The 14,875-nt window shown below is 40.5% G+C and carries 16 protein-coding genes; 1 reads left to right on the top strand and 15 read right to left on the bottom strand.

Annotated features, from left to right (window positions below; all coding sequences use genetic code 11):
- Positions 1-163 precede the first annotated feature (163 nt).
- Both ACQ5BJ_RS14235 and ACQ5BJ_RS14230 read right to left on the bottom strand, forming a co-directional pair.
- Positions 164-1,234 (bottom strand): Gfo/Idh/MocA family protein, encoded by a 1,071-nt coding sequence (locus tag ACQ5BJ_RS14235; RefSeq protein ID WP_268599755.1) that lies wholly within the window; start codon positions 1,232-1,234, stop codon positions 164-166.
- Positions 1,235-1,294: 60 nt separating this feature from the next.
- Positions 1,295-2,158, bottom strand: coding sequence for a sugar phosphate isomerase/epimerase family protein (locus tag ACQ5BJ_RS14230; protein WP_005548893.1), 864 nt, complete (start codon positions 2,156-2,158; stop codon positions 1,295-1,297).
- A gap of 319 nt (positions 2,159-2,477) precedes the next feature.
- On the opposite strand from ACQ5BJ_RS14230, the gene ACQ5BJ_RS14225 reads away from it, so the two are divergent.
- Positions 2,478-3,059, top strand: a complete 582-nt coding sequence (locus ACQ5BJ_RS14225; RefSeq protein WP_262866663.1) for an RNA polymerase sigma factor — start codon at positions 2,478-2,480, stop codon at positions 3,057-3,059.
- Positions 3,060-3,206: 147 nt separating this feature from the next.
- Here ACQ5BJ_RS14225 and ACQ5BJ_RS14220 read toward each other — a convergent pair whose 3' ends face one another.
- The 13 genes from ACQ5BJ_RS14220 to ACQ5BJ_RS14160 all read right to left on the bottom strand — a co-directional run bounded on the left by ACQ5BJ_RS14220 (position 3,207) and on the right by ACQ5BJ_RS14160 (position 14,773).
- Positions 3,207-4,364, bottom strand: a complete 1,158-nt coding sequence (locus ACQ5BJ_RS14220) for an amidase domain-containing protein (RefSeq protein ID WP_430110432.1) — start codon at positions 4,362-4,364, stop codon at positions 3,207-3,209.
- A gap of 303 nt (positions 4,365-4,667) precedes the next feature.
- Positions 4,668-6,731, bottom strand: coding sequence for an endonuclease MutS2 (locus ACQ5BJ_RS14215; protein WP_430110434.1), 2,064 nt, complete (start codon positions 6,729-6,731; stop codon positions 4,668-4,670).
- A gap of 559 nt (positions 6,732-7,290) precedes the next feature.
- Positions 7,291-8,244, bottom strand: a complete 954-nt coding sequence (locus tag ACQ5BJ_RS14210; protein WP_005548900.1) for a helix-turn-helix transcriptional regulator — start codon at positions 8,242-8,244, stop codon at positions 7,291-7,293.
- A 189-nt stretch (positions 8,245-8,433) separates the two neighbouring features.
- Positions 8,434-8,661 carry a hypothetical protein gene (locus ACQ5BJ_RS14205; protein ID WP_005548902.1) on the bottom strand — a complete coding sequence of 76 codons (228 nt, stop codon included), beginning with the start codon at positions 8,659-8,661 and terminating at the stop codon, positions 8,434-8,436.
- A gap of 26 nt (positions 8,662-8,687) precedes the next feature.
- Complete coding sequence (locus tag ACQ5BJ_RS14200) at positions 8,688-9,413, bottom strand: hypothetical protein (protein WP_430110437.1); 726 nt, start codon at positions 9,411-9,413, stop codon at positions 8,688-8,690.
- 36 nt (positions 9,414-9,449) lie between these two features.
- Positions 9,450-9,752 carry a DUF1653 domain-containing protein gene (locus tag ACQ5BJ_RS14195; RefSeq protein WP_005548905.1) on the bottom strand — a complete coding sequence of 101 codons (303 nt, stop codon included), beginning with the start codon at positions 9,750-9,752 and terminating at the stop codon, positions 9,450-9,452.
- A gap of 31 nt (positions 9,753-9,783) precedes the next feature.
- Positions 9,784-9,948: a hypothetical protein gene (locus tag ACQ5BJ_RS14190; protein WP_157266973.1), complete on the bottom strand. Its 165-nt coding sequence runs from the start codon at positions 9,946-9,948 to the stop codon at positions 9,784-9,786.
- A 183-nt stretch (positions 9,949-10,131) separates the two neighbouring features.
- Entirely contained in the window at positions 10,132-10,614 is a 483-nt protein-coding gene (locus ACQ5BJ_RS14185; protein ID WP_268620850.1) for a hypothetical protein, read from the bottom strand.
- A 187-nt stretch (positions 10,615-10,801) separates the two neighbouring features.
- A complete protein-coding gene (locus ACQ5BJ_RS14180; protein ID WP_163978245.1) occupies positions 10,802-11,794 on the bottom strand; it encodes a hypothetical protein in 993 nt (330 codons plus the stop codon).
- Positions 11,795-11,993: 199 nt separating this feature from the next.
- Entirely contained in the window at positions 11,994-13,172 is a 1,179-nt protein-coding gene (locus tag ACQ5BJ_RS14175) for a DUF262 domain-containing protein (protein WP_005548912.1), read from the bottom strand.
- 215 nt (positions 13,173-13,387) lie between these two features.
- The gene (locus ACQ5BJ_RS14170; RefSeq protein ID WP_005548913.1) at positions 13,388-14,152 is read right to left on the bottom strand and encodes a peptidoglycan recognition protein family protein; all 765 of its coding nucleotides are present in this window, start codon (positions 14,150-14,152) and stop codon (positions 13,388-13,390) included.
- A 29-nt stretch (positions 14,153-14,181) separates the two neighbouring features.
- The gene (locus ACQ5BJ_RS14165; protein ID WP_430110441.1) at positions 14,182-14,439 is read right to left on the bottom strand and encodes a hypothetical protein; all 258 of its coding nucleotides are present in this window, start codon (positions 14,437-14,439) and stop codon (positions 14,182-14,184) included.
- Positions 14,426-14,773: a hypothetical protein gene (locus ACQ5BJ_RS14160; RefSeq protein ID WP_005548917.1), complete on the bottom strand. Its 348-nt coding sequence runs from the start codon at positions 14,771-14,773 to the stop codon at positions 14,426-14,428. Before ACQ5BJ_RS14160 ends, ACQ5BJ_RS14165 begins: the two co-directional genes overlap by 14 nt.
- Positions 14,774-14,875 lie beyond the last annotated feature (102 nt).

Here is a 14,875-nt window from a genome sequence, read left to right as displayed (position 1 = left end):
GAATTTCACTCCTTCAATTTTCGTAATACTGCAAGCTGCTAATCCGTTCACGTTCACATTTATCATTCAGGCATGAAACATGCCCTTCCTTACATCGAAAGCCTCAACTGAGGACGTTCACAACCATAACGGCTGCATTTTCATGTATCGCTTTGACTTTAAGTTAGGAGTATACAACTTCTGTTCCTTTGGTGCTGGACTCATAAATGCCGCACAAAATCTTCATCATTTCTACGCCATCCTCCGCAGGGCAGATCGTCTCTGTACGACCTTGCACGCAGTCGATGAAGTGATCGACTTCGCCTTGGAAGCCATTATTGAAGTCAAATGTCAGGTGATCAATTTGCGGCGTCATATTCAAGATCGTATTATGCTTTTCGCCAATGATCTTCAATTCAGGCTCTACTTCAGCGCCACCCTTGTCGCCGAATAATTTCACATACATATCATCCTTCTGCACATGAAGCGAAAAGCTACAATCAACCGCGAGCGATGCGCCGTTCTCGAAACGGATAAGCGCATTCGCCATATCCTCTACCGTGTTCACCTTGCCGCCGTCATAATCTGCTGCCGTGTAGAAGGTCAAGTTCTCGATGTGGTTGCGGTTGCCAAGCTTATAATACGCATTGCCGCTTACCGATTTCACCTTCGGCTTGCCCATCAAGTACCAGCACAGGTCGATCACGTGAACGCCGATATCGATCAACGGTCCGCCGCCGGAACGCTCCTTATCGCTGAACCAGCCGCCTGGGTTGCCAAGACGGCGAATACAGGACGCCTTCGCATAGTAAATCTCGCCAAGCTCGCCTTCATCGATAAATTTTTTCAATACGCGCGTATTCGTGCCATAACGGCGCACATAGCCGATTTGCAGCGTTTTGCCGCTCTTCTTCTGTGCTTCCTGCACCGCGAGTGCTTCCTCTACCGTCATACAAAGCGGCTTCTCTACGAGCACATGCTTGCCCGCTTCCAGCGCCGCGATCGCGATCGGTGCATGAGAATTGTTCCATGTACAGATGCTAACGGCATCAATATCAGGGTTTTGAAGCAGCTCATGATATTCGGTATATACAATTGCGTCTGGAGCTTCGAACTTTGCAGCCTTCTCCTTCGCACGTTCCGCATTCAGATCGCACACGGCGATAATTTCGGCTTCCTTATTGTTTTTATAGCCGTTAAAATGCATTTCCGAGATCGAACCTGTTCCAATAACCGCAACCTTGATTTTGCTCATCTGTATGTCCTCCTAAATTAAAAAATCTATATTCAATCCTCACTGGATGCTCGGCTAAGCTTACACTTCATCCCAGATGCGGCGCGCATTATCCAACGCAATCTTCGTACCTCTGAGGCAATCCTCCATACCTTCGAACTCAATGCTGACATATCCGTCAAAGCCAGATGCCTTAACCGCGCGCACGATATCGTAAATCGGCAAGTCTCCTTGGCCTACGATTGCTCCGCGCAAGTAGTTGCCGTGCAAAGATCGGAACCAGCCTTCGCCAGGATTGCGATCCGCAGGACGGATATAGAAGTCCTTAAAGTGCACCATGGAAGCCAGCTCAAGATTGTTCTTCACCGCAACGAGCGGATTCTCATCCACACATACGAAGTTGCCTACATCTATCGTTGTTCTGTAGTTGTCACGATCGACAGCAAGCACAAGACGCTTCACGCGTTCACTAGCCTGCGTATAGTAGCCATGATTCTCGACGCTTGTCACGATGTCGAATTGAGCCGCATAATCTGCAATTTGCCGGCATGCTTCTACAAGCTGCGGGAAGTCCTTTTCGAAATAAGCGGCGCCTGTTTCCGCATGTGGACGCGACGCGACATCATGACGCATGAATTTCACACCAAGGCGATTTGCTACATCAACATGCGACTTTACGCGCTCAATCTCACGCTTCAGCCCTTCTTCGTCATGACCTGCAAAGTTAGCGCCGATGCAGTAATTGGACAGCTCAAGCCCAATGCGTTCAGCAGTTGTACGAATCTCTTCCACACGTTCCGGATGATTGACCAAATCGAGATCCAAGTCTACGATTTCAGCGTGATCGGCACCATTTTCCTTCATCCATTCCAACGCACCAGATATACTTAGACGTTTGTCCTGCAGCGCAGCATACAAACTATAAATGCTAACTCCTAATTTCACAGCAGCCCACTCCATTTCTTCGTTGTGTTCGGACTTATTTCTTATCTACTTACTCGCAAACGGTTACAAGAAGCGCTTACGTTCTCCATTCCATTATAAAAAAGTTCACTTACTGCACATTGCACTATAGTCCACAAATATTGGACTTTCTTACACAGATGCATTTACAATACTTTCGAGGGGATCTAGCTATAGCTAAGCAGAACAAGAACAGTCTGCAAAATAAATATGCGAGAACCTTATTCCTAATTCATGTAAGCGCTTTACCAATATCCCGCTTTTATAGTAATCTATGTACAAACGAAAGAGGAGGAATGCTATGAGTATTGTTCACCAGCAATCCGCTTGCTCGAAAGCCTCTCTCATCAATTTTTCGCAGCTCAGCAATCAGATCCAAGCCCAAATTTATAACGAGTACTGCCATAACTATTATCATTTCGTTTACTCCATGATCCGCAACCATCATTCTACAGAAGATATTCTTCAAGAAGCCTTTCTCCGTCTCATTACAAAAAAACTCTCCCATGTGAACGACGACAAACTGTATGGATGGATTTTTACGCTTACACGCAACGTAGCAATTAACTACATAAGAAAACAAAAAAAGCATGGCATTGCTACGAATATGAAGGAGCTGCAAATGGATACCCTGCATCCACAGATGATATCCGAGTGGGATTACCTAAAGAGGTTTGAGGTCATGACTGTGCAGCAATATATGAACGACTTAGCTCCGCATCTTCGAACCATTATGTACCTTCGCTTCATGAAGCAGTTGAGCTACAAAGAAATATCCGCAGCTTTGCATATTACGGAGGGGGCCGTCCGACAAAATTTATATAGAGGGAGGAAAATAATAAAAGAACGCTACCTTCAAGAATTTGAGGAGCATATGTGTTGATTACGCTAACAATGTAAGAAACCCCGGACTCAGCGTCTGGGGTTTCTCTGTCTTGTCTATTTATGCCTCTTAGCCGAATTTTCTGTTTCATAAGTCTCTATCATTAGTCTCTATCATTAGTCTCTATCATTAGTCTCTATCATTTGCTTATGGCGTATAGAAATTCGCCCTAGTTCCTGTATACACAATATTCTTTCTTGTGACAGGATAATTCGAATGCTCCGTATATTTCACCGTCGTTCCATCACCGTACGTAACGAGTGCAACATGACTCGTATCTGTTCGGTATAAGATAGAGCCGCTGTATACCTTGCTTATGTTATTTTGTCTGGAAAAGTACCCTTTGTTCAACATATAAGGCACGACTCCACCATTATTATAGTAGCCTGTACGCATCCAATTTTCCCCTGCATAATTCCCGCGGCTGGTACTCGGATACCACTTTCCTGCTCGATTTACCGGAATCCCGCCCGCATTGAGCGCCTTCGACACAAAATTCGCACAATCACTGCCCATTCCATTGGCCGCCGAAAACTCAGGGACATCAAAAGCATGCGCTAAGGCATAATCTCTTGCTGCGAGCCGATTATAGGATATAGCTAAATGATTCGCAATCCCATTCCGCTTGGTTACTGCTTCATTGATGGCTTTCTTTCCATAATCCGCAGCCATGGATTCATCTAACCGCTCTGATGTGGCTGGCGTTACAATGGTTTCTTCCGTCGTAATATCAGCTCGATCAAATAAAGTGAGCTGTATGTCGTAATTCAAGGATTGAATCGATTCAAGCAGATTAGGAGAACTGATCCCGATTTCCATTCGGTATAGGAAGGTGGAGGGAGAAGGAGTATTATAATAAGATTCTGTTTCTTGAAGGAAGGCATCTATTTCGTTTTGGCCAATCATTTTTTCATGTTCGTTGCGAAGCTCCGACACGGCTGTCTGCATCCCTTTTACATAAGGGCTGTCTATGGGATTTCGGATTAGGGTCATGTCGACATTTACATTGACATCAATCGAAAATTTGTCGGATTCAATCTTTTCATTCCCAAATTCAAACGAAAAATGATCGAACGTATAGAGCCCCGCATATTTGGAAAACAGTTGTTTTTGCACATAATTCGCAAGTACTGCGGCTTGCTTGTCCGTCAAACTCGTATTGGAAAGTTGAATCTGACTAGCGAATTCAGAGTGAGGTAGAGGTTGAGTCGAGTTGTCCAGCGATTGATACGCCGAAACAGGAAGGATGAATATCATGAACAGCATTGCAGCCAATACAAATGACACAATTCTCTTCTTCATCATAATGAACCTCCTTATTTGATTGGGTGATTCATAGAAAAACTCCCGACTCGTGAGGTAACTCGCCTTCTAATCCCCCCCTTTTTCCAGATTACTTAGCATGATTAGTTCTGCTAGGCAGTAAGAATTGTTCCCCCTTAAAAGCTATCTCTTGGGCGCTGTAATCGTGGGGAAACTTTCTACTTATATAGACACCAAAATTACTGATTTTGTCACATTTTCCCGAAACTAATTTTTTTGGAGAAAATTCGTACCAAAGAGACCTTCTGCAAAATGAGAAGGCCTCTTCGAATGTCTCTTACCTACTTACTCTTCCGCACCATATTCAATGGATATTCCCTCTACATGCTTACGGGACATTATCTTCTTTTTCTTACGATTCTCCTTCGATTCGAACACAATGTCCATATCATAGTCTTTCGGGTACAAATCCTGCTTCTCAATATATAGCGTGAGCCGCTTCTTATTGATCTTCACCTTTTGCTGTTGAATAAGCACCCCTACGTTGCCGCGTACATCCTCTTCTTCATACACGATGCCAGTACGCTTCAAATAAGAAATGAACACGCAATCCCCTTTTTGCAGCTTAACAGAAGAGCTCTTTTTATTCCGCTGGTGAGGAATTTCGGATTTCTTTTGCTCCTTGAGGCGTTTGGCATGCTGGGCATCTGACGCACCCTCCTCCATCTCCTCGACAGAGGATGTCTCATCCACACGTATTGCCTCATTTGCTGATCCTTCTTCATCTCTTGTAAACCATCGATCATGCTGAGGTTCAGTCGGCTTACATTCTGATTCCCCTGTCAAAGCATGAGCTTCCTCCCCGGCACGGAATGTTCCAGAACCAAGCGATTGCGTGATATGCTGCGAGCGAGTAATAATATCCGCAGCCAGCCCCAGCTTCGAAGCGATAAGAAATGCATAGCTGCTTCCAGCTTCACCGATGCGAAGCTGATATCGCGGCTGCAGCGTATCCGCATCAAATTCCATCCGCGCATTCTCAAATCCATTGGTTGCAGAAGCGAAATGTTTGATTTCATTAAAATGCGTCGTGGCCACCACGATGGCCCCTCTTCTCCGCAGTTCTTCCAATATGGCAATCGACAGCCCTACGCCTTCGCCAGGATCCGTACCGGATGCCATTTCGTCAAAGAGCACCAGTGTAGATTGGTCAGCCTCCTCGAGAATATGAATTACATTGGTAACATGGGCCGAGAACGTACTTAATGATTGCTCCATGCTCTGACCATCCCCGATATCGACACACACCTTGCCGAACACCGAAAACATGCTGTTCTCTTGGGCCGGCACCAGCAAGCCCGACTGCACCATAAGGGTGAGCAGCCCAACTGTCTTCAAGGCAACAGTCTTGCCTCCCATATTCGGCCCCGTGATAATAAGACAGGAGTAACTTCGACCAATTCGAAATGTAAGGGGCACCGTATCTCCACCAAGCAGCGGATGCTTCGCATCCCGGATGTCTATGATACCTCGGTCATTCAGCTGTACGGATCGTCCATCGATTGCCCGGCTGTATTTCGCCCGCGCGAACAAATAATCATATACGCCAACCGTATCCACATTGATCTCAAGCTCATGTGTCGACTGCTCCAGCAGCTCGGTCAAGCAGCTCAGCACCTTCATTTCCTCTCTTGTCTCTTCCGTGCGCCACTGTGCCAACTGATGCTGCAAGTGGGCAATTTCTGTTGGCTCCATATACACGGTTTGCCCGCTTGCTGATTCATCCAAAACAGTTCCATGGAATTGCTTGCGCAGCTCTTTTCTAATCGGAAGTACATACCTTCCTCCACGCATGCCTACCAAATGCTCCTGCATAATTGCGCGATGCTTATTCATAAGACTGTCGAGTCTTTGCTTGATGCGGTTCTCGACCTGCATCATTTTCCGCCGCACCCGGCCCAACTCCTTGCTCGCCTCATCTGCAATTCGACCGTGGCGAATGCAGCGCTCGATCTCATCCCGAACCCGTTCCAGCTCATACATTGACGCAGCATACTGACTCACAGTAGGGGCAATGTTCAGTTTGGATCTCATATATTTCTTTAATTGTGCACAGCTGCGCAAGAAAACGGCTACGTTCGCGAAATCCTCTTCCGAGAACACATACCCTGTAGAAATGAGTGATAAAATATGCTCAATCCCTTGCAACGTAGGCAGCGGCACACTCGCGCCCTGCTTCAGCATAAAGCTGGCCTCGGCAACCTCTTCCATCGCACGGCGTACCTCTTCGATATTCGTTAGCGGGCTCATTTGCTCAACATGGCTTTTGCCTGCATAAGATACCGCATATTCCGATACTTTCGCTTTCACTTTATGATAATCCAGTCTTTGCAGCATTGCTTCATTCATGCCTCTTGATTCTCCTTTTTAATAAAAGTAGGAGAGCAGCCGCGATCGAGGCCTCCGGAAAGAAGGGTTCCTGTTAACGGAAAACACCAGCACAAATCGACCATGCCTGAATATATCCTCTATGCAACGCAAAAAAGGCAGAGCATGCGTATGCGCACACCCTGCCTATAGCTTCATTTCTCTCTTCCATATCTGCCAACGCCATGAACGAACGTACTCTTACATAGAAGTACTCGTACTTCACAGCTATTGCAAACAACACGTGCTGATGCAACACGAATCCGGGAGCAAGAGAATGAAATGCTGGCGTAGAATTGCTTATCCGCTGTTCTTAACTCGTTTCCGGAGGCTTCAGTACAGCATGCTCAAATAAACGTCACCAAGGACGCCAATTTTCAGGGATGTTCACATTCACTTATTGAACATGCCCTGCAACAAAGCTGTTCGCCTCACTATGGAATTCACTAGTTAAGAACGCTCACCAACATTAAAATCTCCCCTTGCTACATAATATTTCCCAGTATACAAAATGATCAGATACATCGTCAAGCAGCATGGATCACGATAAACGATCGGCCAGCGCCTTTTTCTTAAATTGGGAAGGCGCCATACCTGTATAACGCTTAAATATGCGTGAGAAATAGGCCAAATCATTGAAGCCTGAGCCGAAGCAAATCTCGGTCACAGACATATTTGTCTCTATAAGCCATTCCGCAGCTTTATTTACGCGCAAATTAATCAAATAATCATTAAAGGTTTTCCCCGTAAACCGCTTGAACAAGTGGCAAAAATAAGTTTTCGAGATGTTAAATTGACGGCATAATCGCTCAAGCCTCAGCTCTTCAGCGAAATGTCCATGAATATATTCCATAACGGCATTCATAAGCCCTCGATACTTCTCCACCCGTTCATCCTCCTCGCTTGGCCTATCTGCCAGCTTGGAATATTCACGGATGATGACAGAGAGCAGCTTGAGCAAATTCGCCTTGAGCATAAGCTCGAAATAGCGGTTGGAATGACCGTACTCCTCCAGCATTTCAGTAAGCAGACGGGCTACCTCCATATCGGAATCCCCGGTCAAGGCAATTTTGGGCGTCACCTGCTTCTCATCGATCAAGAATTTCTCCAAATAAGAAAAATCAAAGCACTCTTGGCTCCACTCAGATTGCTCGAATCGCTCATTAATAAAGTGCGGCAGAAACTCACAGCCGATCACTTCCATCTCCTGACCGGGAATCATGTCAACCCGATGAACTGCGTAAGGAGGAATGACAAATAAATTGCCCTTAACCATGTTATACGTTCGATGATGAATAGAGTGCTTGAACTCCCCTTTGACGACGTACCAAATCTGGATATAATCGTGGGTGTGATCCCATATGCTCCCCAACGTTTGATTGATTTTATACATTTTACAGGGCAAATGTGCTCTCATCTCTTGCTCAGAACGAAAGAGGATCACATCGTTCGCTAATTCAGCTCCCCTGCCGTCAAGCTTCCTTTCCTCAGTCATGTGCATCACCTGCCACATCATGAAATCACGGATTGTACAAAGTAACACTGCTCAATGAAGTTCCTCGTCATATTTATTCCAATAGATGGGGTCATATTCTTATTCGTCAAGTGATCTATCTCATATTGTACTATAGTTTCGTCATCAAAAAGCAAAAACCTCTTAGTAAGAGGTTTGCTTTTTGATCTACTATTTCATGTTTTTGCTAAGCTTTCGGAGTAATTTATTTGTCCTACCGACAATAAATGCTTCTGCTTTATTACTGTCATTATTAAATAAATCCACGGCTTGTTTCATAATCTTATCAACTTGATTTTCATTCATTAGCCGAATCGCACTCTTTCCCATCTTAGAAGCTGAAATCAAAGATAAATAAGCCATTAAGTCCATAATTTCTTGTTTTGTCATTTTAACCATTCAACGTCCCTTATTGATATTGCTTTTTAAATTGAACTTTGATTCATCTTGAAAGTAGGTATTTTGCAGAGTTGTTCATATGTAACCTCTTTCGTTCTTACTTTAGGACATATTTCTATAACTGCTTTAGCAATTGCTTTTGTTGCTGGAAAATAAATATGTTCATTCGTTTCAATAATTTCATTCACACTTGATGTCAATATAACGTTTTTAGATCCCAAATTATGAATGGCAATAAACCACTCTTCCCGATAATTAGCATCAATGATTCCTGATAGTACCGACAAGGAACAGCTCGAAGAATCATTATTTTCTTTCAGTGCAAATCTATACTTGCTTAACAAAGAAGATGCTATTCCAGTAGGTAAAAATACGACTTCATTCGGTTGAATGTTTACAGGATCTTTAATTGATTTTCCTTTTGGATTCAACACTGCATTTTTAATATCTACATAAATATCGTAGCTTGCATCGACATTAATGAAACTAGGCAAAATCGCTGTATTTCTCACCTTCGCAAACAGTACGGTATCACAGAGCTTCTTATTTCGAGTTGTCCGTTTATCCTTATCAACATCCCACACGTTTACACACATTGTTTTGTTTTCATTGTTTATTTTTTCTTCAATAACTAACTCATACTTTTTTTCGGAAGGCTTAATATTTAGTTCTTTCACGATTCCGAATCTTTTTTCTTTTTTCATCCACACAGTTTCACCAATTTTGTAATACCGTTTTTCATTATTCTCCACAACATACACCTCTGTACTTTTTATGGTTTTTAATAATTAATAATCATTGCTTCTTTGGTTAAACGGGGAGAAGCGTCGTACTTCTTGTTCATCTACCTTTACTGAACCCAAAAATAATTCCTTCGGTTGTACCCAATGTCTGCCTTGGGCATCAATATAAAGAGCAAGTGACTCATTTGAATCCACATGGAAAGCACCTTTATAAAGAAATACATTCAAATGTTTCCCGGATTCAGTATGTATGGCCTCAAAGTATTTATCTGCTTGCTTGTGACTAAGATCAGGTTTCACAATTCCAAGCAAATAACATTCATTGCCTTCATAATGACGATAAAACATAATATAGTCCTCCCTTTTTGGTATGGGTCAATCATGATTTTGCTGAAGAGGTAACATACTCGTTCATTTTTCGATTAATAATTCGTGCATGTACATCATTAAAAATAACCGCAATCAAGACTTTTACGTTGTTGTCATCATCTTTTAAAAATAAGTTAAAACTATTTATACCTTCCTCTATTTCGTATTTGATCACGTTCATCACCTCCGCCTTATGTTATCTGAATACACATCAGTACTTTATTTAGTTTTAAATGTAAATAGATTATATTCCCTGCTAGAATTTCCGTCAATAGGTTTTTTGTATCGGCTTTGATCCGATACATTTACGTTGTATTTTTATCCATAATCATTTTGCCTCTCATCTAATTTTTAACTATTATATAATTGCTTTCTTAAATTGATTTTTATAACCCTTGTTTATATGCAAATGCTCAATTAGCGTTATAATTTCATTCACATTAAAGTCATTTCTATATGTAATAACTGCATCGTACACTTGTTTTAAACTTACATTCTGATTATCAATCCAGTGAAAAACCTTTTCTATCCCCTCGTTATTTTCTATATTAACAAATAATCTTCTTATTATATTAATCTTTTCCATTTTTAAAACGCATTCCTTATATTTTTCTTCAAATTCGTGATATTGTTTGTAGGATAATTTTTCCTTTATATGTATAATGAACTTATGAACAATCATTGGTTTCGATAATTCACTACCATATAGGATTATAAAATTATAAAATTGCTGCAATGTTTCTTCATCAACAATGACTGATTTTAAGTCAGTTAACATTTTCCCTCTAAATCCCATTTTACATCCTAACTCGTGTAATATAATATCGTCAAAATTATCCACTATTTATCCCCCATTACAATGATGTCTGCAACAAAATGAGAACATATGTTTGTATATTTATATGCCAATTATATCCCATACAATACTTACCGTCAAATTTTTGTTGCTATATTCTAGCTTTCCATTTGACAATTTATTCATCTCTTTAATAAGAAATAGACGTACTAAAAAACGCAATGGGCGTCGCTTAATCCATTGCGTTCTTTATCTCGTCTATTTCTTTAGGATATAGGGATCTGATCGTTTCTATATTCAAAAAATCACGAAGAGACCATTTATATTTCATATTATAAAAATCGCATACTTCTTCGATCTGCTTCCTGTCCAGGCTCCCATCTCTTTTTAAAATCTGTAGAGCCAAGTATATCATACCGCTCCGCACAATATTTTTGGTAGTAAGAGCCTCGCTGTACTCCTCTAATCCATCTACTTTTTTAATCGTTTCCAGTCTATTGTAAATCGTATAAAACTTAACTTTATCGCGATTCTCTTCATTATTATTTATTGCACCTTTTAATATATAAGGTGAGTTCGGAAGCGGAATTGAGTCTCTAACTTTACTTGAAAAATCAATTCCTCCATTGGATTTATAATATAACTGCTCCTGATTCGTCAGTACCGCCATGCTAAAAATAAATGGATCTATTGGAGAAATGATTCGAGCGATATTTCCCTTCTCATCTCTTATATAAATTTTATTCTTATCGATGTCGAAATCTGAAATTTGTAAGTTAGTCAATTCCTTAACCTGGGTTCCTTGAATACCGTTCCATAAAGCTTCAATAATAAAACTATCTTGCTTATTCACTAATGAATGGATGATCGCCTGTTTTTCGTCATAACTTATATATTTTTTATACTCTTTCACAAAGGAACAAAAATATTCTTGTTTGCGTCGTAAAGGATTAATAAAATTCCTTGAATAATTATGATCCATCGCCCATTGTATGTAGGAAGATAGAACATTACAATATGTTCGTGCACTCTCTTTTGTTTTCGGTTTGAGCATATTTTCAATAAAATCTTCAATTTCGTCATCACGAAAATCATATAAATCCCGTTGGAGCTTTATTTCTATATCTACTGCTTTTTTAAATAATCTGGAGTAGACTTCTCTTGTATCTAAGTTATCAAATTGCTCAAGATATTTCATTTTAATTTCTGAGTTATAAATATCCATCTCTGACCTCCTTTATACATTTTATTCAATGGGTATCAACTAAATAAAGTACTACTTATTTTTATTATATATGACACTTTAATTAAAAGAAAGGGTACTGAGCACCACCTCAATACCCTGACATGTAACTTTTATACATATTTAATTTCACACTATTCTGTCTCTCACATTCTAATTCATTTCGACATTTTGTCAACAATCATATGCATAGCGACGCATCCAACTGTACGATTGCTTCCTCTACATCCAAATTAGACTGAACAATAGATATAAATCGTTCTAAAGCTATTGACATTTCCGAAATTCTCTTCAGTACGTTCTCCTTTTTAGGTGCCCCTGCTTGACACGACTTCCCATATTCACTCTCTACACGATAACATGTAACCAAAAAGCTACGAATAAACTCACCGTATAACTCCGGTTGTAAGGATTGGTTCATCGCTTCCTCTGCACACCAAAAAATAATCGGTATATGGGTCTTTTTCAGTGCTTTTTTTCTTTCATTTGAATCGAACGAAACAAAAGCTTCCGTAAGATACATTGAGATCTTCTTTATTTTATCAGTAATGTTTTGATTCAAAACCCGCTCTTTTTTCTTTAAGTCAAGAACATATTCTTCAATATTTTTTGCACCGAAGCCCTTAATTTTAGCTACGCCCTCTTCAAACAGCATAAAGATTTGTAATATCATTTCTTGATCTACAAACCGAACTCTGGCACGTTTCGACAATCTTACATCTTCTTTGAAGAAATGCAGGTTTGACAAATCATTAATGGATCTGATTAAATCACTATGCTTCGCTCTTGTTAATTCTATTTTAGACAGGGGCGTCCCACTATTTTGCTTTACAAACATCTTATCGCGTTCTTCATCCGTCATATTTTCTATTTTGACGATGGTGATGGATTCATCCAGTATTTCATCTTGCATCTCTTGAGGCAGATCCTTGAATTTGCACCCTGCAATTTGATGACCATATACATCTTCTGTATTTTTATGCAACTTCCATGCACCGTCAATAAAGCTCATGATCGTTGTTATTCGTTGTTTTCCATCCAAAAACCACTTTTTCCCGTCTTCTGAATCCTGGATAAGCACGGGTGGAATATAATATCCATAAATCAAAGAATGGATTAAATCACTCCGCTGATGATCATTCCAGGTTGCATTCCTTTGGATTGCCAGATCGAAACGAAGAACAATCTCATCATGTTGATTCTGACTGATCAATGATCGATCTCTTCTCCACTCTTTATAAAGACTTCTGATCGTATAATTCCTTGTTGATTTTTCGATTCGTGTTTTTCTATAAAACCGCTCTGTATTCAGATGAGGTTGTTTACCTCGTTCATTATTGTTGGTAACAGCTTGATTCATAACCTAACTATACTCCTTCTTTTCAGAGTTAGACATGTTCAAAGTAATAAGAGGCATGATGACCATGCAATATAGAGTATAAATCTACTGTATTACTTCGTACTAAATTACATTTTTCTAGAGAAACATTATATCATTATAAACCTCATTCATGTATTACTTCTTACTTAGAATCAGCAGATATCAACTTCATATTATATATTGATGCCTATTTATTATTTGATTTTACGATATTCCATAATCATATACGCCCATACAGGGAGACTGTCTTCCACACGTGCTTTCCAATAGTCAGGACTAGAAAGAATCCCTTCCTTCGCTAGTCGGTCAATGGCTTTATGTGCTTCTGCTACTGCAAGTTTGTCCAATTTCTTCACACCTTTCGATTCTCCATCATTTTTACTCACTTGAGTGCATGATTTCAGTTCATTTTGCACATCTTGAATGAAATGCTCTTTACGAATTCCCATGAGCTTTAAAGCATTTTTAAAAGGATCCACTTTGCGATCTGGATCCAATTCATCATGTCCTACTATATGTTTGTGGGGATCGAGATTGAATGTATGGCACAGATATGCATGATACCACACATACCGTTTGTAAGCTTCTTGATTATTAACGGAGCCTCTCTTATACGAGAAGCATAACTCTACTCCAATCGCAATATCGTTTGCGTCGCCCCCAAATAATTCATTATCCCTCTTTACGTTATATCTTACATGCCATGCTTTTTCGGGCTTAGCTGTTGTGGCTGGAATACACTCGATAATTTGTTTATCGTCAATGAATGTATGTGCGGATGCGGACATTTCATTGTGCGAGTTTTCGTAATATTTTACATTTGCTGAAGCAGTACTGCCATCATTGCCGGTATCATGGCTTACGATAAACCCAACATAGGGCATTGGTAACCCTGGCCGTCTTTGTGTCTTAGGTGTAAGGTATTGCTTACCAATTTCGTATTTCATTTTAAACATCATTCATTCCCCCGATACGATATGTGTCTTGCTTATGGCAGACTTTCAGCCCTTGTTTCAGAATAGTTATTTATTGATTTTTTTTTGCCGGGCGCGAACGCAAACGATTCTACACATTTAATGCCTGTAAACGCCCCCAGCTCATAAGCTAGCAGCATCAGCATATTGTCCGATATGTCCCCGATATGCCACGCTTGATACAAAGCCATGCTTAATGTGCAAAAAAATCCGATAATAAGTGCTGAAACTTTGGTTTCATCCAACGACAATCCATCTTTAATCCATTTCATGTTGACCACCTCGAAAAGATTGCAGCTCTACACGCAAGTCATCGACTTTTACTTGCAGTCTTTTATTTTCTAAAGTCAGTTCGAGATTTGTTTTGTGAAGCTGTGCGACTTCCTCGCTGAGTACTCGAATCTCTTCTCTTGCTTCCTCCAGATCGGTTTTATAGCTATTTATAATCTCTTTCAGCTCTAATCTAAATGCTTTCTCATCTTCGCTTAATGCCTTTCGGTCGCTAATCGTAACATCCTTGCGATTAGTACTCTTTGTTGCAACGAAAGTAAATATAGCTGTTACTAATGCTGTAATAACCGGAATCAGTACTTGCAGTGCCTCCAAACATAACCACCCTCTTGCTTGCATGTATCATTTTATTTCTAATCTATAAAGTGATAAGAACTCGAAAATTTCATGAAAAGAACATAAAAAAGAGGAGGTATG

Source organism: Paenibacillus sp. B1-35 (genome assembly GCF_050474385.1).
Classification (GTDB): domain Bacteria; phylum Bacillota; class Bacilli; order Paenibacillales; family Paenibacillaceae; genus Paenibacillus_B; species Paenibacillus_B alvei.
Note: the sequence above shows the minus strand (reverse complement) of the source record. Positions and strands in the feature narration are given on the sequence as shown.